At 70.8% G+C, this 19,895-nt stretch carries 22 protein-coding genes and 1 pseudogene; 19 read left to right on the forward strand and 4 right to left on the reverse strand.

All coding sequences use genetic code 11. The features are described 5' to 3' along the window. Positions 1 to 2 precede the first annotated feature (2 nt). The 7 genes from rplS to dprA all read left to right on the forward strand — a co-directional run bounded on the left by rplS (position 3) and on the right by dprA (position 5,422). Positions 3 to 344, forward strand: coding sequence for a 50S ribosomal protein L19 (gene rplS, locus MKD51_RS07380; protein ID WP_240239686.1), 342 nt, complete (start codon positions 3 to 5; stop codon positions 342 to 344). 136 nt (positions 345 to 480) lie between these two features. Then, complete coding sequence (gene lepB / locus MKD51_RS07385; RefSeq protein ID WP_240239687.1) at positions 481 to 1,260, forward strand: signal peptidase I; 780 nt, start codon at positions 481 to 483, stop codon at positions 1,258 to 1,260. Then, positions 1,260 to 1,913, forward strand: coding sequence for a ribonuclease HII (locus MKD51_RS07390; RefSeq protein WP_240239688.1), 654 nt, complete (start codon positions 1,260 to 1,262; stop codon positions 1,911 to 1,913). Before lepB ends, MKD51_RS07390 begins: the two co-directional genes overlap by 1 nt. Before the next feature lie 4 nt (positions 1,914 to 1,917). Beyond that, a complete protein-coding gene (locus MKD51_RS07395) occupies positions 1,918 to 2,241 on the forward strand; it encodes a DUF2469 domain-containing protein (RefSeq protein ID WP_240239689.1) in 324 nt (107 codons plus the stop codon). An 81-nt stretch (positions 2,242 to 2,322) separates the two neighbouring features. Next, positions 2,323 to 2,676 (forward strand): YraN family protein, encoded by a 354-nt coding sequence (locus MKD51_RS07400; RefSeq protein ID WP_240239690.1) that lies wholly within the window; start codon positions 2,323 to 2,325, stop codon positions 2,674 to 2,676. Continuing rightward, on the forward strand, positions 2,673 to 4,193 hold the full coding sequence (locus MKD51_RS07405; protein WP_240239691.1) for a YifB family Mg chelatase-like AAA ATPase: 1,521 nt from the start codon (positions 2,673 to 2,675) through the stop codon (positions 4,191 to 4,193). Before MKD51_RS07400 ends, MKD51_RS07405 begins: the two co-directional genes overlap by 4 nt. Beyond that, a complete protein-coding gene (dprA, locus tag MKD51_RS07410) occupies positions 4,190 to 5,422 on the forward strand; it encodes a DNA-processing protein DprA (RefSeq protein WP_240239692.1) in 1,233 nt (410 codons plus the stop codon). The genes MKD51_RS07405 and dprA overlap by 4 nt, the downstream gene beginning before the upstream one ends. 18 nt (positions 5,423 to 5,440) lie before the next feature. Here the strand turns inward: dprA and MKD51_RS07415 are convergent, their stop codons facing one another. After that, on the reverse strand, positions 5,441 to 6,676 hold the full coding sequence (locus MKD51_RS07415; protein WP_240239693.1) for an MFS transporter: 1,236 nt from the start codon (positions 6,674 to 6,676) through the stop codon (positions 5,441 to 5,443). Next, on the reverse strand, positions 6,673 to 7,257 hold the full coding sequence (locus MKD51_RS07420) for a helix-turn-helix domain-containing protein (protein ID WP_240239694.1): 585 nt from the start codon (positions 7,255 to 7,257) through the stop codon (positions 6,673 to 6,675). Before MKD51_RS07420 ends, MKD51_RS07415 begins: the two co-directional genes overlap by 4 nt. 153 nt (positions 7,258 to 7,410) lie before the next feature. Here MKD51_RS07420 and MKD51_RS07425 point away from each other — a divergent pair, with 153 nt between their 5' ends. Further along, a complete protein-coding gene (locus MKD51_RS07425) occupies positions 7,411 to 8,304 on the forward strand; it encodes a metallophosphoesterase (RefSeq protein WP_240239695.1) in 894 nt (297 codons plus the stop codon). Position 8,305: 1 nt separating this feature from the next. Continuing rightward, complete coding sequence (locus tag MKD51_RS07430) at positions 8,306 to 9,208, forward strand: tyrosine recombinase XerC (RefSeq protein ID WP_240239696.1); 903 nt, start codon at positions 8,306 to 8,308, stop codon at positions 9,206 to 9,208. Between the two features lie 121 nt (positions 9,209 to 9,329). Here the strand turns inward: MKD51_RS07430 and MKD51_RS07435 are convergent. Then, positions 9,330 to 9,815: pseudogene (locus MKD51_RS07435) on the reverse strand (M23 family metallopeptidase); the annotation flags it as partial. Positions 9,816 to 9,969: 154 nt separating this feature from the next. Between MKD51_RS07435 and rpsB the strand changes: the two are divergent. From rpsB to MKD51_RS07475, 8 genes are all read left to right on the forward strand, one after another. Next, positions 9,970 to 10,896, forward strand: coding sequence for a 30S ribosomal protein S2 (gene rpsB / locus MKD51_RS07440; RefSeq protein WP_240239697.1), 927 nt, complete (start codon positions 9,970 to 9,972; stop codon positions 10,894 to 10,896). An 11-nt stretch (positions 10,897 to 10,907) separates the two neighbouring features. Beyond that, entirely contained in the window at positions 10,908 to 11,735 is an 828-nt protein-coding gene (tsf, locus tag MKD51_RS07445) for a translation elongation factor Ts (RefSeq protein ID WP_240239698.1), read from the forward strand. 122 nt (positions 11,736 to 11,857) lie between these two features. Beyond that, complete coding sequence (gene pyrH / locus MKD51_RS07450; RefSeq protein ID WP_240239699.1) at positions 11,858 to 12,571, forward strand: UMP kinase; 714 nt, start codon at positions 11,858 to 11,860, stop codon at positions 12,569 to 12,571. A 33-nt stretch (positions 12,572 to 12,604) separates the two neighbouring features. Beyond that, complete coding sequence (gene frr, locus MKD51_RS07455) at positions 12,605 to 13,159, forward strand: ribosome recycling factor (RefSeq protein WP_240239700.1); 555 nt, start codon at positions 12,605 to 12,607, stop codon at positions 13,157 to 13,159. A 40-nt stretch (positions 13,160 to 13,199) separates the two neighbouring features. Beyond that, positions 13,200 to 14,129, forward strand: coding sequence for a phosphatidate cytidylyltransferase (locus tag MKD51_RS07460; protein ID WP_240239701.1), 930 nt, complete (start codon positions 13,200 to 13,202; stop codon positions 14,127 to 14,129). Positions 14,130 to 14,160: 31 nt separating this feature from the next. Then, positions 14,161 to 14,709: a DivIVA domain-containing protein gene (locus tag MKD51_RS07465; RefSeq protein ID WP_240239702.1), complete on the forward strand. Its 549-nt coding sequence runs from the start codon at positions 14,161 to 14,163 to the stop codon at positions 14,707 to 14,709. A gap of 29 nt (positions 14,710 to 14,738) precedes the next feature. Then, positions 14,739 to 15,398, forward strand: a complete 660-nt coding sequence (locus MKD51_RS16320) for a lytic transglycosylase domain-containing protein (protein ID WP_346986697.1) — start codon at positions 14,739 to 14,741, stop codon at positions 15,396 to 15,398. Further along, the gene (locus MKD51_RS07475; protein ID WP_240239703.1) at positions 15,398 to 15,682 is read left to right on the forward strand and encodes a hypothetical protein; all 285 of its coding nucleotides are present in this window, start codon (positions 15,398 to 15,400) and stop codon (positions 15,680 to 15,682) included. The genes MKD51_RS16320 and MKD51_RS07475 overlap by 1 nt, the downstream gene beginning before the upstream one ends. Before the next feature lie 33 nt (positions 15,683 to 15,715). Here MKD51_RS07475 and MKD51_RS07480 read toward each other — a convergent pair whose 3' ends face one another. Next, on the reverse strand, positions 15,716 to 16,783 hold the full coding sequence (locus tag MKD51_RS07480; RefSeq protein WP_240239704.1) for an AI-2E family transporter: 1,068 nt from the start codon (positions 16,781 to 16,783) through the stop codon (positions 15,716 to 15,718). A gap of 186 nt (positions 16,784 to 16,969) precedes the next feature. On the opposite strand from MKD51_RS07480, the gene MKD51_RS07485 reads away from it, so the two are divergent. Then, positions 16,970 to 18,874 (forward strand): hypothetical protein, encoded by a 1,905-nt coding sequence (locus tag MKD51_RS07485; protein ID WP_240239705.1) that lies wholly within the window; start codon positions 16,970 to 16,972, stop codon positions 18,872 to 18,874. Then, positions 18,871 to 19,821 (forward strand): tetratricopeptide repeat protein, encoded by a 951-nt coding sequence (locus tag MKD51_RS07490; protein ID WP_240239706.1) that lies wholly within the window; start codon positions 18,871 to 18,873, stop codon positions 19,819 to 19,821. Before MKD51_RS07485 ends, MKD51_RS07490 begins: the two co-directional genes overlap by 4 nt. Positions 19,822 to 19,895: the final 74 nt, after the last annotated feature.

The following is a 19,895-nucleotide window of genomic DNA, read 5'->3' on the forward strand; positions in this document are numbered from 1 at the left end:
TCATGCACATTCTCGACAAGGTCGACGCAGTCAGCCTCAAGTCCGACATCCCTGACTTCCGCCCCGGTGACAACGTCAAGGTGCACGTCAACATCATCGAGGGCGCGCGCTCGCGCGTCCAGGTGTTCCAGGGCGTCGTCATCGGCCGCTCGGGCCACGGTGTGCGCGAGACGTTCACCGTCCGCAAGGTCTCGTTCCAGGTCGGCGTCGAGCGCACCTTCCCGGTGCACTCCCCGGTCATCGAGCAGATCGAGGTCGTCAGCCGCGGCGACGTCCGCCGCGCCAAGCTCTACTACCTGCGCGGCCTGCGCGGCAAGGCTGCGAAGATCCGCGAGAAGCGCTGATCGAGTGAGGAGCGGGGCCGGCGAGATGCCGGCCCCGCTCCTTTTCGTTCGTCGCCGAATCGTGATGTGGCGCGGCGGCCACGTGCCGAGGCGCAGGGCCGCACACACCTAGACTTGCCGAGGCGAAAGGGCGGGGATGACGGACACGGTCGAGATCGGTGATGCCGGCCGCGGCGACGGCAGAGCCCGCCGAGGACGAAGCATCCTGCTGTTCCTGCGCGACATCGTCGTGATCTTCCTCATCGCCCTGCTGATCTCGTTCCTCGTCAAGACCTTCCTCATCCGGCCGTTCTGGATCCCGTCCGAGTCGATGAACGACACGCTGCAGGTCGACGACCGCATCATCGTGAGCCTGCTCTCGCCCACCGTGATCCCCGTCGACCACGGCGAGGTCGTCGTGTTCGAGGATCCGGGCGGCTGGCTGCCCGACCCGCCGCAGGAGCAGGAGACCGGCGTCGCCGGCGCCATCGACTGGTTCCTGACCTTCGTCGGCCTGGCGCCCGAGGACGACCACGGCTATCTCATCAAGCGCGTGATCGGCCTGCCCGGCGACACGGTCGAGTGCTGCAACGACTTCGGCCAGCTGCTCGTCAACGGCGTCCCGATCGACGAGCCGTACCTGCACCTCGACCAGCCGGGGCAGCCCGCGAGCTCGATGGCGTTCGAGGTCACCGTGCCGGAGGGGCACCTGTGGGTGATGGGCGACAACCGCAACCACTCCGGCGACTCGCGCGCGCACATGGACGCGCCGGGCGGCGGCTTCGTGCCTATGCAGTCGGTCGTCGGCCGCGCCATCCTGGTGTCCTGGCCGGTCGAGCGCTGGAGCTGGCTCGACAGCTACGAGCAGTCGTTCGTCGGCGTCGAGTCGCAGGCCGCGTCGACCGAGGTGATCCTGCCGCAGGCGGTGACGCACTGATGCCCGTGCTGCCGACGCTGGAGGTCGAGCGTGGACTGTGGGCGGATGCGTCCATCGTCATCGGCATGGACGAGGTCGGCAGGGGAGCGCTGGCCGGCCCCGTCAGCGTCGGAGCGCTCGCGCTCGTGGCGGACTGCGGCGAGTGGCCGCAGCACCTGCGCGACTCGAAGACGATGACGCCGCTGCGGCGCACCGCGACCGCGCCGCTCGTGCGGGAGTGGGGCGTCAGCGCCGTCGGCCATGCGAGCAACGACGAGATCGACAGCCTCGGCATCCAGGTGGCGCTCGGGCTCGCGGGCCGGCGCGCACTCGTCGGCCTGCACGAGGCGGGGGTGGATGTGCCGGCAGCGGCGATCCTGCTCGACGGCATCCACGACTGGCTCGCCCCTGCGCTGCGCAGGCCCGTGCGCACGGTGCTGCGTGCGAAGGCCGACCGCGACTGCGCCTCGGTCTCCGGGGCTGCGCTGGTCGCGAAGGTCGAGCGCGACGCGCACATGGTCGAGGTCGATGCGGGCCACCCCGGCTACGGCTGGGCGTCGAACAAGGGCTACGGCTCTGCGGCGCACTTGGCGGCGATCGTCGAGCTCGGCCCGACGGCGCTGCACCGGCACACCTGGCTGCACGGCATCGTGCCGGCCGGGGCCATAGGATGACGACGTGGAACCCGAGGACATCGAGGACTACGACCGCGAGGTCGAGCTGGCCCTCTTCAAGGAGTATCGAGACGTCGTCAGCATGTTCAAGCATGTGGTGGAGACCGAGCGGCGCTTCTATCTCGCCAACGACGTGAAGGTCACCCGCCATGACGCGGGCAGCGACTTCTACTTCGAGCTCGAGCTGACCGATGTCTGGGTGTGGGACATCTACCGCTCCGACCGCTTCATCAAGTCGGCGCGCATCCTGACCTTCAAGGACGTCAACGTCGAAGAGCTGGCCTCCCGCGACCTCGAGCTGCCGAAGGACCTCGCGATCGAGGAGTGATCGAGGCGGCCCCGGCCGACTTCTCCACAGCCGAGCCCTCGGCTCGCGCGCGCCGACAGGCGCATCCGCTTTCCTGCCGCCATGCGAGCGAAGGATCAACTGGGCCTCGACGGCGAGGCTGCCGCCAGCGTGCACCTCGAGCACGCGGGCATGCGCATCATCGACCGGCGGTGGCGCTGCGCGCACGGTGAGCTCGACATCGTCGCGGTCGACGGCGACACCTTCGTCTTCGTCGAGGTGAAGACGCGCAGGGGGCTCGCCTACGGCCACCCTTTCGAGGCGATCACGCCCGCCAAGGTGCGTCGACTGCGCATGCTCGCGGGCCTGTGGCTCGAGGCGAGCGGGCATCGGGGGCCGGTGCGGCTGGATGCGGTGGGCGTCATCGCGTCGCGGTCGGGCAGCTGGCGGGTCGAGCATCTGCGGGGCATCTGGTGAGCGGCTTCGGCCGAGCCGAGTGCGTCGCGCTCCGTGGGCTGGCGGGCGTCGGGGTGCAGATCGAGGTGCACGCGTCCTCGGGGCTGCCGGCCGTGCACATCGTCGGGCTGCCTGGCCCGGCGGTGCAGCAGGCGCGCCACCGCACCTGGAGCTCGATCGCGCGCATGGGACTGACGGCACCCACCGGCAGGGTCGTCATCAACCTCACGCCCGCGTCGCTGCCCAAGACAGGCACGCACTTCGACCTCGCGATGGCGGTCGCAGTGCTGCGCGCGAGCGGCGTGGTGCCGCCCGACGACGGCGAGACCGCGCTGCTGGGCGAGCTGGGGCTCGACGGCAGGCTGCGGCCGGTGGCCGGCACGCTGCCGCTCGCCCGGGCTGCGGCAGCGGCGGGCATGACACGGCTCGTGGTGCCGACGGCCTCTGCCGATGAGGCCTCGCTCGTCGAGGGACTGCGGGTGCTGGGTGCGCCGAGCCTCGCGCATGCTGCCGCGCTGCTGGGCGCCGAGCTCTCGCCCGAGCCGGTCGAGCCGGTGCTTGCCGATCCCGTGCCGCAGCGCGCGCACGTCGAGCTCGATCTGGCCGACGTGCTCGGCAACCGCGACGCGGTCGACGCGCTCGAGGTCGCCGCGGCGGGGGCGCACCACCTGATGATGGTCGGCCCGCCCGGCGCTGGGAAGACGATGCTCGCGATGCGGCTGCCGGGCATCCTGCCGCCGCTCACGCAGCTGCAGGCGCTCGACGTGGCCTCGCTGCGCTCGCTGTCGGGGGAGCCCCCGGCCTCGAGGCTCGACCTCGTGCCGCCGTTCGAGCATCCGCACCACTCGGCCACCGCGGTCTCGCTCATCGGCGGTGGCTCCGGCACGATCCGCCCGGGTGCCGCGGCGCGTGCGACGCACGGGGTGCTCTTCCTCGATGAGGCACCCGAGTTTCCGCGCACCGTCCTCGACATGCTGCGCCAGCCGCTCGAGTCGGGCACCATCACGGTGCACCGCGCCGCCGGCGCGGCTACGTTCCCCGCAAGGTTCCAGCTGCTGCTCGCGGCCAACCCGTGCCCATGCGGGCAGTTCGGCACCGGCGACTGCACGTGCGCGCCCCAGCAGCGCAGGCGCTACTTCGGCAGGCTCTCCGGGCCGCTGCTCGACCGCGTCGACCTGCAGGTGCGCGTCGATCGCGTCGTGCCTGGCGCCGACACCGGCGGCCACGGCCGACGCACGACGGCGGATGCGGTCGCGCGCGTCACCGAGGCCCGCGCCCGTGCCGCTCGCAGGCTGCACGCCACGGAGTGGACGGCGATGGGTCACGTGCCGGGCCCCTGGCTGCGTCGCAACCTGCCGCTCGACGGCGCGCTGCTCGCGCCGCTGGAGCGCGCGCTGGAGAACGGCGCGCTCACGATGCGCGGGCTCGATCGCACGGTCAGGGTCGCGTGGACGATGGCCGATCTCGACCACGCGCCGTCGCCGACGCGCACGCACGTCGGGCGTGCGCTCGCGCTGAGGAAGGGGATCCCCGCATGAAGGCATTCCGCATCGAGCTCGCGCTGCTGCGCGAGGCCGTGCTCGGCACGCTGCCGCCCGACGCGGCTCCGCCCGACGACGACCAGGTGATCGCGCGCTTCGCCGCCGGTGCCTGGACGGTGCTGCCAGAGCCAGGAGACGGCGTCGCGGGGCTCGTGCGTGAGCGGGTGGGCGACGTGCGCGCGCTGCAGCTGCTCGTGGAGGGCACGAGTGCGACTGCTTGGGCCCAAGCGCTCGACGATGGCGAAGTCGCGCAGATGGTGCCCGATGCGCTCAGCCGTTGGCTGCCGCGCTTGGGCGCCGAACGCATCCTCGGAGCCTTCTCGCAGGGTGCAGCCCACCGGCAGCGCCTGCTCACCCGTGCCGACGAGCACTGGCCGCTGGCGATCGATGATCTGGGGCCGCACGCGCCCGCCGCGCTCTGGGTCCGGGGCGACCCGGCGGCGCTCGCCGCCTGCGACCGCTCGGCTGCGCTGGTCGGCTCGCGAGCCTCGTCCGGCTACGGCGAGCTCGTCACCGGGCAGCTCGCCGCAGGGCTCGTCGGCCGGCGCTTCGCCATCGTCTCCGGCGGTGCCTACGGCATCGACGGCACGGCCCACCGATCGACGCTCGCGAGCGGCGGCACGACGGTCGCCGTGCTCGCGGGCGGACTCGACCGCTTCTACCCGGCGGGCCACGACGAGCTGCTGCAGCGGGTCGTCGCGACGGGCTGCGTGATCGCAGAGGCGCCGAGCGGCGTGCCGCCGACCCGTTGGAGGTTCCTCGCACGCAACCGCCTGATCGCGGCGCTCGCGAGCGCCACGGTCGTGGTCGAGGCCGGGCAGCGCTCCGGCTCCATCAACACGGCGGGGCACGCAGCTGCGCTTGGCAGGCCGCTCGGCGCGGTGCCGGGCCCGGTCACGTCCGGATCGAGCACCGGCTGCCATCGGCTGCTGCGCGACTACGGCGCAGCGGTCATCGAACGACCAGAGCACGTGGTCGAGCTCATCGACGGCCCGCTCGAGGAGTCGGTCGCGCTCGGCGGCGGCACGAGCGACGAGCTGCGCGTGCTCGATGCGATGAGCGCGAGGGCGCCGCGCGGCGTGGACGAGCTCGCGGTGCGCACCGGGATGGCGCCGCGCGATGTGACGGCGGTGCTCGCGCTGCTGGAGCTGGGCGGGGCGGTCCTCGAGCGCGGATCGGGCTGGGTGCGCGGCCTCGGGCGCTCTCCGTCGCCTCCGCGCGCCTGACAGTCGGCGGGTCGCGGGTCACATGCGGGCGACGGCGTCCGCATCTCGTGCGCGCGCCGAGCCGAGGGCGCGTGGGAGCCAGAGCAGCGCGATCAGACCGCCCAACAGGTAGAGGCATCCCTGCACCTGCAGGAGGGGCAGCAGCCCGAAGGCGGTGTCCGACAGCGCGCCGAGCAGGATCCCGAGCCCTTGGCCGACTGCGCTCGCGAGGCCGACGGCGGCGAAGACGGCGCCGCGCTGGCGAGGCTCGGACTCCTGCTGGAGCACGCTCATGAGCCCCGCGAACATGATGACGCCGGGCGCACCGACCGCCGCGAAGAGCACGACGTACCATCCGAGTCCTGTGGTCAGCGCTGGCAGGTTCCAGGTCACGAGCGAGATCACGCCGAAGGCGAGCACGCTCGCAGCCGTCAGCGCGCGCGGCGATGACCCTCGCACCAGGAATCCGAGCACCAGCCCCGCGATGATCGCTCCCACGGCTTGGATGCCTCGAAGCAGCCCAACGTCTGCATCGGACCCTTGGAGGGGACCGAGCGCGAAGAGCACGAACAGCAGCAGGAACATGCCCTGGGCGATGCTCGTGATGACGATGACCGCGTATGCGCCCAGCAGACGACGGATGCGGAGAGCCTCCCAGAGGCCCCCTGGCGGCCGGTCGGGGTCCGTGGACAGGGAGGCGGGGGTGGCCTTGGGAAGCGTGGCGATCAGGATGGCAGAGAGGAGATAGGTCGCGGCATCCACGACCACGATCAGACCGAGATCGCCGACCGCCAGCAGGACACCGCCGAGCGGGCCGCCGATGAGGCGCCCGAGGTTCTGATTGAGGCCGATGAGAGCGTTGGCGGAGACCAGGCGCTCGACATCGACGAGGTCGGGCAGCAGCGTGTTCTTCGCCGGCTCGAACAGGGTGCTGAGCGACGCGTGCACGACGATCACGGCGTAGGCGATCGGGAGATCGGCGGCGTCGTTCACCCAGAGGAGCGGGAGGAGCGCGAGCGCCTGGCCGATGTTCACCGCGACCATCAGCCAGCGCCGGTCGAACCGCCCGACGAGTCGCGCGGCCAGCGGCGCGAGCAGCACGGCAGGCACGAGCTCGAGCAGGAACGCGATCGCCGTGCCGAGGGCGGAGCCGGTGAGCTGGAAGACGATGAGCGGCATCGCGATGAACAGCAGCCAGTCGCCCATGTCGGAGATGAGTCCTGCGCCCCAGAGGCGTCGGAACGCAGGGATCGCGAAGGCGGTGCGCGAGGTCATCTCGACGCGCCGCCGAAGGTCGGTCGCGGGAACGCGAGCAGCGACAGGTTCGCCACCGCTGCGTCGGCCGGCGCATCGTGTCGCGTCGCGCCGATGTAGGGGCGGACGATGGCGTCGATGCGCTCGACGATCGACCGGAGCTCCTCCGGGGTGACCCGAAGCCCGTACTGCGCGTGGGCATCGACGTCGCGCCACGGCGCTGCCAGACGGTCGCGGTGGCGGATGTGCTCGCGGGCGAGCTGATAGTCGAGCTGGACCGAGGCCTCGAGCGCCGCAGTGGCGCCTGCGACCATCGACGGATCGTCGGAGTCGAGGTCCAGGCTCAGACCCGTGATGGTCGCGCGCCACGGTCGCTCCCTGCCATCGTCGGATGCGGCAGCCTCGACCAGGCCGTGCTTGGCGAGCACGCGGAGGTGATAGCTGCAGTTGGACGGGGAGTCGTCGACGGCACGGGCACAGTCCGACGCGGTCGCCGGCCCGTTGGACATGAGGAAGCTGAGCAGATCGAGCCGGATCGGGTGCGCCAGCGCATCGAGCGCCGCGGGGTCGGTGATCGTCTGGCGTTTCTCGGGGGTCGACATCCGACGTCCTTTCTGAAAGAGGATTTCAGAATACGTCGAGCGCACGAGTTCTGCAACACCCTTTCAGAGTTTTGCGCATCACGCCGACTGCCCTGACCCACGGAGGGGAACCACCGCGCGCCGGAACGGCCGCTGCGCCGTTAGCCTTGGCGAGTGAGCTTCGGCATGCATCCAGAACCCGCGGCGGTGATCGCGCACCTCAGCGACACCCACCTGCTCGCTGGCGGCGCGCTGCTGGCCGGCCTCGTCGACACCGAATCCCATCTCAGGGACACGGCTGAGCGCCTTCGCGTGGCAGCAGCCGACGCCGACGTCATCGTCGTCTCTGGCGACGTGGCCGACCTGGGCGAGCGCGAGGCGTACGCTCTGGCCCGCGAGATCCTCGAGCCGGTGGCGGCGGCGATCGGCGCGCCGATCGTGTGGGCGGCCGGGAACCATGACGAGCGGCCGCAGATGCGCACGGCGCTCGGTCTCGGCGGAGACCCGCTCGACCCCGTCGACTCGGTGGTCGATGTCGGCGACCTGCGCATCGTCTCGCTCGACTCGAGCATGCCTGGGTGGCACCACGGGGGCTTCGACGAAGGGCAGGCCGAGTGGCTCGCAGCCGCGCTCGCCGAGCCGCCGGCGCTCGGTTCGGTGCTCGTGATGCACCACCCGCCGCTGCCGTACCGCAGCAAGCTCATGCGGCTGCTGGAGTTCCGCGACGAGGGGCGGCTCGCGCAGCTGCTGGACGCTGGCGATGTGCGCGCGATCCTCTCCGGTCACCTGCACGTCAACGGCTCCGGCACCTTCGCAGAGATCCCGGTGATCCTGGCCGGGGCGACGAGCTATGCAGACGACCTCGGCGGTCCGCCGCCCGCGCTGCACGGCATCGATGCCACGCAGTCGTTCAACATCGTCGAGATCTATGCCGACTCGGTCGCGCACACGGTCGTCCCAGCGCTCTCGCACGAGTCGCGCGAGACGCTCCCCGCGCACATCGTCGAGCAGGTGGTGCAGCTCGATCCCGCTGCGCGGATGGAGCGCTTCAGCCGGAAGCCGCTCTGACGTGCAGCTCGACGCGGCGGTCGACGGCTATCTCGCCCACCTCGAGCGGGAGCGCGGCTACTCCCCGAACACGGTGCGCGGCTACCGCGGCGATCTGCGGAGTCTCACCGACCACTGCGAGCGTGCGGGCGTCTCCGACGCCGACGCGCTCGACATCGACGCGCTGCGGGACTGGCTCTACGCGAGCGCGCAGGCTGGGCTCGGCAAGGCCACGCTGGCGCGCCGCAGTGCCGCTGCTCGGGGTCTGAGCCGGTGGATCGCCGCCAATGGCGGTGCCGACGTCGCAGGAAGGCTGCGGACGCCGAAGCGAGACCAGCACCTGCCGCGGGTGCTGTCTCGGCAGGCGATCGACGGCCTGCTCGAGGGGCTCATGGCGGCCGCAGCGGAGGACGACCCCGTCGCGCGGCGCGACCTCGCCGTCGTCGAGCTGCTCTACGCATCCGCGCTGCGCGTCAGCGAGCTCATCGGCCTCGACATCGATGACGTCGATCTCGAGCGCCTCACCGTGCGCGTCACCGGCAAGGGAGGGAAGGAGCGGGTCGTGCCCTTCGGCCGCCCGGCCCTCGACGCGCTGCTCGACTGGATGCGCCTGGGGCGCGACCGGCTCGCGAAGCCCGCGGAGCCGCATCCCGCACTCTTCCTCGGAGCTCGCGGCGGCCGACTCGGCCAGCGACGTGTGCACGAGCTCGTCACCGCATTGCTCGAGGAGGCCCCCGGCTCCGGCCCGCATGGGCCCCACACGCTGCGGCACACCGCTGCCACGCACCTGCTCGACGGCGGTGCCGACCTGCGGGCGGTGCAGGAGCTGCTCGGGCACGCGAGCCTTGGCACCACCCAGATCTACACGCACGTCTCGCTGGAGCGGCTCTCGGAGGCCTACCGCACCGCTCACCCTCGCGCCTGAGCACACCCCGCTCGCCGCATGCGCGATCCCGCGCTCGGCGATCGAGCCTGCCGTGCTTGCCGCCGCCCATCGGCAGCAGCACCGGGCGCTCGACGCCCAGCAGATCGAGTGGATCGACGTAGGCGCCATCGAGGCGCGCGCCGAGATGCAGCCGGGCGCCTCCCGTGACATGGCCCGGCAGCAGCACGCCGATCTGCTGCCCCTGCTCGACGGATGCGCCCGCAGCGACCTCTGGCGCCACGGGCTCGAAGCTCGAGACGAGCCCGCCGTCGTGCTCGATAGAGACCACCGGCCTGCCAGCGACGGGGCCGGCGAAGCGCACCACGCCATCGGCAGGGGCGAGCACGGGGGAGCCGGGAGCTGCGGCGATGTCGATGCCGCGGTGGCCGGCTCCGTAGGGCGTGGCAGGAGGCTCGAACGCGCGCACGACCTCGTGGGGCGCGACCGGCCAGGCCCAGGGCGCGAGCGCGAGCACGGTGAGGAGGGCGAGGATGCGCATGGCAGCCATGGTGCGTCGGAACCGCCGGAGCGCGTGCGGACGGCGACCGGGTCGGTGGACAAACGGTGCCGAGGAGTTCGCCGAACAGCATGTAGCATAGGAGGGCATCGTCTATGCGATGACTTCGCGCGCCCACCGCGACACCTCTTCCTTCGGTCCAGCAGCTCGAGCCCCGTGCCCGTGCCGCTGGCGGAAGCGGGTCAGGGCGCCAGGGGCTCGGCCACCGGCCGCGCCGACAGAACCGCAACAGAAGGAGGCGGCCATGGCCGTCGTCACCACTCGCCAGCTGCTCGACAGCGGCGTGCACTTCGGGCACCAGACCCGACGCTGGAACCCCAAGATGAAGCGATTCATCTTCACGGAGCGCTCCGGCATCTACATCATCGACCTGCAGCAGTCGCTCGCCTACATCGACCAGGCCTACGACTTCATCAAGGAGACCGTCTCTCACGGCGGCAGCGTGCTCTTCGTCGGCACCAAGAAGCAGGCGCAGGAGTCGATCGCCGAGCAGGCGACGCGCGTGGGCCAGCCCTACGTCAACCAGCGCTGGCTCGGTGGTCTGCTCACGAACTTCCAGACGATCTCCAAGCGCCTCAGCCGCATGAAGGAGCTCGAGGAGCTCGACTTCGAAGACACCTCGGTCTTCACCAAGAAGGAGCTGCTGCTCAAGAAGCGCGAGATGCTCAAGCTGCAGAAGTCGCTCGGCGGCATCCGCAACCTCCAGCGCACCCCGTCGGCGCTCTGGATCGTCGACACGAACAAGGAGCACCTCGCGATCGACGAGGCGAGGAAGCTGGGCATCCCGGTCATCGCCATCCTCGACACGAACTGCGACCCCGATGACGTGCAGTACCCGATCCCGGGCAACGACGACGCCATCCGCTCCGTCGCGCTGCTGACGAAGATCGTCGCCGACGCGGCTGCCGAGGGCCTCATGCAGCGCCACGGCGGCGGCGACGTCGCTGCCGAGCCGATGGCTGAGTGGGAGCGCGAGCTGCTCGAGGAGCAGGCCGCAGCACCCGCCGCTGAGGCCGCTGCCGAGGAGCCGGTCGTCGAGGCCGCTGCCGAGGAGCCCGCCGCTGAGGCTGCTGCCGAGGAGCCGGTCGTCGAGGCCGCTGCCGAGGAGTCGGCCACCGAGGAGACCCCCGCAGAGACCACCGAGGACGCCGACGCGTCCAAGTCGAACTAAGGAGCAGCTGCATGGCCAACATCAGCATCGCCGACCTCAAGATGCTGCGCGAGCAGCTCGGCACCGGTATGAGCGACACCAAGGCGGCCCTCGACGAGGCCAACGGTGATGTCGAGAAGGCTACGGAGATCCTTCGCCTGAAGGGTGCCAAGGGCAACGCGAAGCGCGCGGACCGCTCCACCAGCGAGGGCCTGGTCGCCACCGCTGAGAGCGAGGGTGCCGTCACGATGATCGCCCTCGCCTGCGAGACGGACTTCGTCGCGAAGAACGAGAAGTTCATCGCGCTCTCGGAGCGCGTCGTGGCGGCCGTCGCGGCCTCCGGCGCCGCCGACCTCGAGGCGGCGCTCGCCGCACCGGCAGACTCCGGCACCGTGCAGTCGATCATCGAGGCGCAGGCTGCCACCATCGGCGAGAAGATCGAGCTCACGAAGGTCGCGCGCCTCGAGGGCGCAGCGCACGCGGTGTACCTGCACCGCACCTCGAAGGACCTGCCTCCGCAGGTCGGCGTCGTGGTCGCCTACACGGGCGACGACGCAGAGACGTCTCGGGCCGTCGCGCAGCACATCGCGATGTTCGACCCGCGCTACGTCACGCGCGAGGAGGTGCCTGCGACCGAGGTCGAGAAGGAGCGTGAGCTCGTCACCGAGATCGCTCGCGGTGAGGGCAAGCCCGAGGCTGCGCTCCCGAAGATCATCGAGGGTCGCCTGACCGGCTTCTTCAAGCAGATGGTCCTGCTCGACCAGGACTACGCCCGCGACAACAAGCAGTCGGTCGCCAAGGTGCTCGACGCCGCAGGCCTCACGGTCACCGGCTTCGCGCGCTTCAAGATCGGCGCGTAGACAGCAGAACGCAGCACGAAGGGCCGGGGGAGACCCCGGCCCTTCGTGCTGTCGTCGGACGTGATCGCGGTAGGCTTCTGCACGGTCCGCGCTCGGGCCGCGACCCCTCTGGAGGACCCCACATGCCAGCACAGCCGCGCCGTCGAGTCCTCCTGAAGCTCTCTGGCGAGGCGTTCGGCGCCGGCAGCCTGGGTGTCAACCCCGACGTCGTCGGTGCCATCGCGCGACAGATCGCCGAGGCCGCTGCGACGGTCGAGATCGCGATCGTCGTCGGCGGCGGCAACTTCTTCCGCGGTGCAGAGCTCAGCCAGCGCGGCATGGAGCGCGGCCGCGCCGACTACATGGGCATGCTCGGCACGGTGATGAACGCCCTCGCGCTGCAGGACTTCCTCGAGCAGGCCGGCGCGGAGACGCGCGTGCAGTCGGCCATCCAGATGACGCAGGTCGCCGAGCCCTACATCCCTCGGCGTGCCGAGCGCCATCTCGAGAAGGGCCGCGTGGTCATCTTCGGCGCCGGAGCCGGCCTGCCGTACTTCTCGACCGACACGGTGGCAGCGCAGCGCGCCCTCGAGATCGGCGCCGACCAGGTGCTGGTGGCGAAGAACGGCGTCGACGGTGTCTACTCCGCCGACCCGAAGAGCGATCCGGAGGCGACCCGCTACGAGGAGATCACGTATCAGGAGGCGCTGGTGCGCGGCTTGAAGGTGGTCGACTCGACGGCGTTCAGCCTCTGCATGGACAACCGCATGCCGATGCGGGTGTTCGGCATGGAGGGCGACGGCCAGCTGCGTCGCGCCATCCTGGGTGAGCCCGTCGGCACGCTCGTGCGCGCCTGAGCGCTTAGACTCGACAGTGAGGGAAGGAACCACGTGATCAGCGATGTTCTGGCTTCGGCCAAGGAGAAGATGACGCAGTCCATCGAGGTCGCGAAAGACGACTTCCAGACGGTCAGCGCCGGCAGGGCGAACCCCGCGCTGTTCCAGCGGCTGAACGTCGACTACTACGGCTCGCCGACGCCGCTCGTGCAGCTCGCGTCGTTCCAGCAGCCCGATGCGCGCACGCTCGTCATCACGCCGTTCGACAAGACCGCGCTCAAGGAGATCGAGCGCGCGATCGTCGGTGCCCCGCACCTGGGCGTCTCGCCCTCGAATGACGGCAACATCGTGCGCATCGTCATGCCGGAGCTCACCGAGGAGCGCCGCAAGGACTACGTCAAGATCGTGAAGGACAAGGCCGAGCAGGCCCGCGTCGCGGTGCGCAACGTGCGTCGCCAGGCGATGACCGATCTCGACAAGCTCAAGGGCGAGGTCGGCGACGACGAGATCGGCCGCGCCGAGAAGGAGCTCGAGGCCGGCACCAAGCAGACGATCGACGGCATCGACGAGGCGCTGAAGAAGAAGGAAGCCGAGCTCCTCGAGGTCTGATCGGACTCGTGCTGTGACCGGGCCAGTCGGGAGGCGACGCATGCGACGCGAGCATCGGAGCGCCGCCGAGATCGAGGCGCAGATCCAGGCGCAGATCCACGCCGCACGCGATCAGATCGAGGCGACCCGCGAGCGCGTCAACAAGCGCACCGGCCGCAACATCGTCGCGGCGTTCGGCATCGCGCTGGTGCTCGTCGCCGCGGTGCTCGTGAGCCTGCTCTGGATCAAGACGCTGTTCATGGTCTTCGCGACCGTGCTCATCGGGTTCGCGCTCTTCGAGCTCGCCAGTGCGCTGCGCTTCGCGGGCCGCGACGTGCCGCGCGTGCCGCTCGTGCTGCTGGGCTGTGCGATCGTGCCGGTCACCTGGTACTTCGGGGCTGCCGGCATGTGGTGGTCGACGCTCGCCGCGATCGGCATCGTCGCCCTCGTCCGGCTCGTCGAGCTCGCCGACGTCTCCACCCGCACCGGAGCCGGCTCCGTCTTCGCCGATGTGACTGCCGGCGCGCTGTGCATCGCCTACGTCGCCGTGCTCGGTGGGTTCACCGTGCTGCTCGCCGCGCAGGACGGCGGCCAGTGGTGGGCGCTCGCGATGATCCTCATGACGACGGTCATCGACACCGGCGCGCTCGCCGTCGGCGTGTGGCTCGGCAGGCACAAGCTCGCACCGCGCATCAGCCCAGGGAAGACCTGGGAAGGCCTGCTGGGCGGGGCTGCCTTCGCGATCGCCGCCGGCATCCCGTTGTCGGTGTGGATGCTCGGGCAGGAGTGGTGGTTCGGGATCATCCTCGCCGTGCTGCTGGTGACCAGCGCGACCGTCGGCGATCTCGCCGAGTCGATCATCAAGCGCGATCTGGGCATCAAGGACATCGGCTCGTTCCTGCCGGGACACGGCGGGTTCCTCGACCGTCTCGACTCGATCCTGCCAAGCGCCGTGGTGATGATGGCCCTGTTCCAGGTGACGCACGCATGATCGACGCCCGGTCGCTGGCATGATGGAGACGATGAGCACGTTCCCGAGAGCCCGCAGGTCACAGCCGGGCTACGACATCGAGCAGGTCGAGGACTTCCTCGAGGACGCTCGTCGTGCCTACGCGACCGATGCTCGCGCTGCCACAGCGATCGACTCGTCGACGATCCGTCGCACGAGCTTCACGATGCAGAAGGGCGGCTACTCGCCCGCCCACGTCGACGCGGCCCTCGAGCGGCTGGAGGAGGCGTTCGCCCGGCGGGAGCACGAGCGCGGCATCGTCGAGCACGGCGAGGAGCCCTGGTACGCCAAGGTGCGTGCTCGCGCCAAGGACGCCCTCGAGCAGCTGCGGCTCCCCGACGGCGAGCGGTTCCGCCGCGTCAGCCGCATCTCGCGCGGCTACCGCCTTGCCGAGGTCGACCGCTTCGCGGCACGCATCGCAGAGTATCTGCAGGACGGCCCAGACATGACCGCCCGCGAGGTGCGCACGGTGCAGTTCGACGCACAGTTCGGCGGGTACGACGAGGACGAGGTCGACGCGCTGCTCGACACCGTCGTGAGCCTGATGCTGGCGGTGCGCTGACGAGGCCCCCTCGGCTTCGTTACCGTTCCGTGATAACCTCGCTCCTCGTGTTCACCCGATCTGCTCCCGCCTCTGCGCGCACCACGCGCACCCGCGGTGTGCTCTCCGGACTCTCGCTCATCGCGGCCGCCGGCTTCGTGCTCGTGACGCTCGCCGCGAGCCCGAGCACAGAGGTGATGGCGGAGCCCGCCTCGCTGCAGAGCGAGAACCGTCCTGGTCAGGCACTCGACGAGGTCACGGGTGCGCAAGCCGCCCTCGTGCGCGACGACATCATCGTCCACACTCCCACGCCGACGCCCACTCCCGAGCCCGTCGAGGCTGCTGCCTCCTCTGGCGGGGGTGGCGCTGCCGCATCCATCGACATCCCGCGCGCCGTCGCTCCCAACCCCGGGAGCGCGCAGGCCGTCGCACGAGAGATGGTGCTCGCGCGCGGATGGGGCGAAGACCAGTACTCCTGCCTTTACAACCTGTGGCAGCGGGAGTCCAACTGGAACGTCTACGCCCAGAACAGCTCCAGCGGCGCCTACGGCATCCCGCAGTCACTGCCCGGCTCGAAGATGGCGACCGCTGGCGCAGACTGGCAGACCAACGCCGCCACCCAGATCACCTGGGGGCTCGGCTACATCGCCGGCCGCTACGGCACGCCCTGCGGCGCCTGGGGCCACTCGCAGTCTGTCGGCTGGTACTGATGCCTGCGCGGCGGCCGAAGCGTCGCGCGCAGCCCTACGTGCCGCTCGACGTCGACCGCCTCATGCACGGCGTCGCCCGGATCGAGCAGCGCGGCTCCGGCGAGTGGCACGTGCAGCCGATGACGGCCATCGGCGCGATGAAGGACTACGTGTGCCCCGGATGCGGTGGCTCGGTCGTGCAGGGCACGGCCCACGTGGTCGTGTGGCGCGCCGACTCCATCTTCGGCGAGCGTGCGGTCGAGGATCGCCGGCACTGGCACACCGGTTGCTGGCGCGCGAGCTGACCGCCGCCCGCTGACGCGTGACGGCGGCTGCGGCTATCTCGCGTCCTGCCTCGGGATCACGACTTCCTTGAGGATCAGTTGGATGGCTGCGGCCACGGGGATCGCGACGAGCGCTCCCAGGATGCCGAGCAGGGTGCCGCCGATGAGGGCGGAGAGCACGACGACGACTCCCGGCACCTTGACCGCGCGGTTCATGATCTGCGGGCTGACGACGTAGGCCTCGACCTGCATGTAGATGAGGTAGTAGATCGCCACCGGCAGCGCCGTCTGCGGGCCGTCGAGCAGCAGCACCAGCAGCGAGATGACGATGGATGCGGAGATCGTGCCGACCAGCGGGATCGTCGAGGCGATGAGCGCGATGAACGCGTACACGACGGCCAGGTCGGAGCCCACGATCGAGAGCATGACGAACGACAAAACGCCGTTCAGCAGGCCGAGGGACCCCTGCCCGAGCACGAAGCGCCCGACAGAGTGCATGATCTGCTCGGCGATCTCGATGAACTTCGGTCGCGAGGAGGCCGGCACGAGTCGGTACATCCCCGACTTGAGCGACGGCAGCGAGCCGGTGAAGTAGAGCATCAGCACGATGACGATGAGCACGCCGCCGAGCGTGAAGGCGAGCTGGCCGACGCCGCTGACGATGCCGGCCGCGAGGTCTGCCACCCACGGCGGCAGCGACGACCAGGTGTCGAAGTCGGTGAGCGCGCCGGTGATCTGCTCGAGCGCGAGCTCGAGATCGAACTGCGGGAACGTGTCGCGCACCCAGTCGAAGACGCTCTCGAGCGCGCCGCCCTCGATCTCTTCGATGATCGACTGGATGAGCACCGAGAACTGCGCGACGATCGTCGGGATGATGACCCAGATGGCCCCGACGGCGATGCCGAGGATGACCACGAAGACGATGAGCACGGCGCCCCAGCGGGGGACCTTGCGCTTGATCAGGAACTGGATGAGCGGCTCGACGCCCAAGGCCAGGAAGATGCCGGCGAATGCCCACACCAGCACCGTGCTGATCTGTTGCACGCCGGCGCCGATGGCGATCGCCAGCAGCACACCGAGGCCGCCGGCGAGCCCGAGCAGAAAGCCGTTCCTGATCTTCACATCCAGAATCCTAGGGTGCCCGCCCGGCCGGTCCCGCCAGGCGCGCTGCAGCCGGGGATGGCGCCGACACGCCCGATTCCGGTACCCTGGAGGCTTGCCTGCCGGGCGCGGTGCCCTCCAGACGGCCCGCCATCCTCTCGGCGAGCGTGAAAGGACCCCCAACTCGTGCGATACATCCTCGCGGCCGTGAGCCTCGTGATCTCGCTCGTCCTGCTCGGCCTCGGCATCGGACAGCGCACCATCTGGGCGCCGCCGGAGACGATCGTCTCCCAGCTCGAGCAGACCACGGACGCCCAGATCATCGTCGTCCCCGGCGAGACCATGAACCAGCACGACGGTCGCCAGACCGTCACGATCTCCGGCGACGGGCCCGTCACGGCCGTCGTCGGCCGCGAGCACGACGTGCTCGGCTGGGTCGGCGAGGACGAGCACGCGCTCGCCGTGCTCGACGACGAGGGTCAGCTGACGCTCGAGTCCTTCTCCGGCCCGGACGAGCCGCTGCCGGCGCTGATCGGCAACGACATGTGGATCGAGGAGCACACCGGAGACGGCGAGGTGCAGTTCGAGATCGACCTGCCCGTCGGCTTCTCCATGGCGATCCAGGGCGAGCCGGGCACGGCCGCGCCCGCCGACGTCCGCGTCGAGTGGCCCTTCGACGCCAAGACGCCGCTCTTCGGCCCGCTCATCACCGCTGGCCTCATCTTCCTGGCGCTCGCGCTGCTGCTGTTCCTGTTGGCGCTCCGTCGCCATCGTCGCCGCCGCGGTCCGCAGCGCCGCTCGCACCGCGACCTCTCCCGCGCAGAGCGCCGCAGCCTCAGACGCGACGCGCGTGACGGCCTGGCGCTGCCGGAGTCCGGCGCCCAGGGCGCTGTCGCTGGCACGACTGTCGACACCGAGCAGCCCGCCATCGCGGGCGCGGATGGGCCGTCGGAGGCGTCGTCAGCCGAGCTGCCCTCCGGCGAGCCGTCGAGCCCGAGCGCTCCGACGCCCGATGGCGAGCAGCCAACCTCGGGCAAGGCAGAGCGACGCGCCGCCCCCACCCGCCGACGCTTCGGCCTGATCGCCCTGCCGGTGCTCGCATCCATCGCCCTCACCGGCTGCGGCCCGCAGTACTGGCCCAGCCCGGCGCCGAGCGAGACCTCGGCCGCGCCGACGCCGACGAGCCTGGAGGAGACGCTGCCGCAGGTCGCCATCACCGAGAGCCAGTTCGAGCGCGTGCTCGCCGACACGCGCGAGTCCGTCGCGCAGGCCGATGCCGACCGCGACTTCCGCCTCATCGAGCGTCGCGTCGCGGGGCCCATGCTCGAAGCGCGCAGGACCAACTACGCCATCCGCGGCCAGAGCGACGAGATCGCAGCGCTGCCCGGCATCCCCGATGGCGACGTGCAGCTGCTGCTGCCGCAGCAGACCGAGAGCTGGCCGCGAACGGTGATGGCCGTCGTCGCCTGGGAGGACACCGCGCAGGCGCAGTCGACGCTCGTGTTCGAGCAGCCGGACCCGCGCCAGCCGTACCGCGTCGTGTACCAGACCTCGCTCGCCTCCGGCGTGCAGGTGCCGGCAGTCGCGAGCCCGACGATCGGCGCGGCGAGCCTGCCGGACAACACGCCGCTGCTGCAGCGGCCAGCTCGCGAGATCACGATGGCCTACGCCGACGTGCTGCTGCGCGGCGACGACTCGGAGTACGCCTCCTGGTTCCGCGAGGAGGGCGACGCGCTGCGCGAGCAGTTCGGCAAGGCGTGGAAGGACGAGCAGCGAGCCGACCCCGATCTCGAGCTGACCGAGCTGGACTGGTCTGCGAACGACGACGAGCAGTCGCCGCTCATGCTGGTGACCAACGAGGGCGGCGCGCTGCTCGCGACGTCGTTCACCGAGACGCAGCGCATCACGCCGACCGAGGAGGGTGTCGAGGTGTCGGCGCAGGACGGGGCCGCGATCCTCGCCGGCGTCGAGCAGTCGGAGACCGGCATCGAGCAGACCTACCAGCTGCAGGTGCTGTTCGCTGTGCCGCCCGCTGATGCGCCAGAGGGCGCGCAGATCCAGGTGATCGGCTACGGACAGGCGCTGCTGAGCGCAGATGAGGTTGAAGGATGACGCAAGAGCACCTGCCCGCATCGATCGCAGGGGCCGTCGACCTGTCGGCGCTCGCGGCACGGCACGCCCGGGCGGCGGATCCCGAGCAGGCCGCAGGTGGCGGCGCCGCGCCTGCTGCTCCCGGCGTGGTCATCAGCATCGGTGATGCCGATCTGAACACGCTCGTCGAGCTGTCGTCGCGCGTGCCGGTCATCATCGCGATCGTCGCCGAGTGGAGCGAGCCGAGCCAGCAGCTCATGCCCGTGCTCGAGCGTCTCGTCCAGGCGCAGCGCGGAAAGCTGGTGCTGGCGAAGGTCGATGGTGAGCGCAGCCCGCAGATCGTGCAGGCGTTCCAGTCCCAGTCGGTGCCGACCGTCGCCGCGATCATCGGCGGGCGACCCGCGCCGCTGTTCACCGGCTCGCTGCCGGAGGACCAGCTGCAGGACATGCTCGCGCAGGTGCTCGAGTTCGCCGCGCAGCAGGGCGTCACCGGCAGCGTGCCCATGGCTGACACGGCGGAGGGCGAGGAGGCCGCGGAGCCCGCGCCCGCGCCCGTGCCGCCGTTGCACCAGGAGGCCTACGACGCGATCGACGCCGGCGACTACCCCACCGGGATCGCCGCGTTCGAGAAGGCCATCGCGCAGAACCCGCGCGATGCCGAAGCAGTGGCGGGCCTCGCGCAGGTGCGGCTGTTGGCGCGCCTGCATGGCCGCAGCGCTGACGAGATCCGCGAGGCGGCTGCGGCCGCACCGACCGAGATCGACGCGCAGATGCTCGTCGCCGACCTCGACCTCTCCGGTGGCCACGTGGAGGACGCCTTCCTCCGCATGCTCGACCTGATCGGCTCGCTGCAGGGCGATGAGAAGCAGGATGCGCGGCTGCGGCTGCTCGACCTGTTCGAGATCGTCGGGCACGACGACGCGCGCGTCGCTGCGGCGCGGAAGCGGTTGACGACCCTCTTGTATTGAGTCCGGAGCGCGCCATGCGGCGAAGCCGCGTTGCGCGCGGAGGACTCAAGGTCGAGGAGCGCCGCCGCGAAGCG

The organism is Agrococcus sp. ARC_14 (assembly GCF_022436485.1).
Lineage (GTDB): Bacteria > Actinomycetota > Actinomycetes > Actinomycetales > Microbacteriaceae > Agrococcus.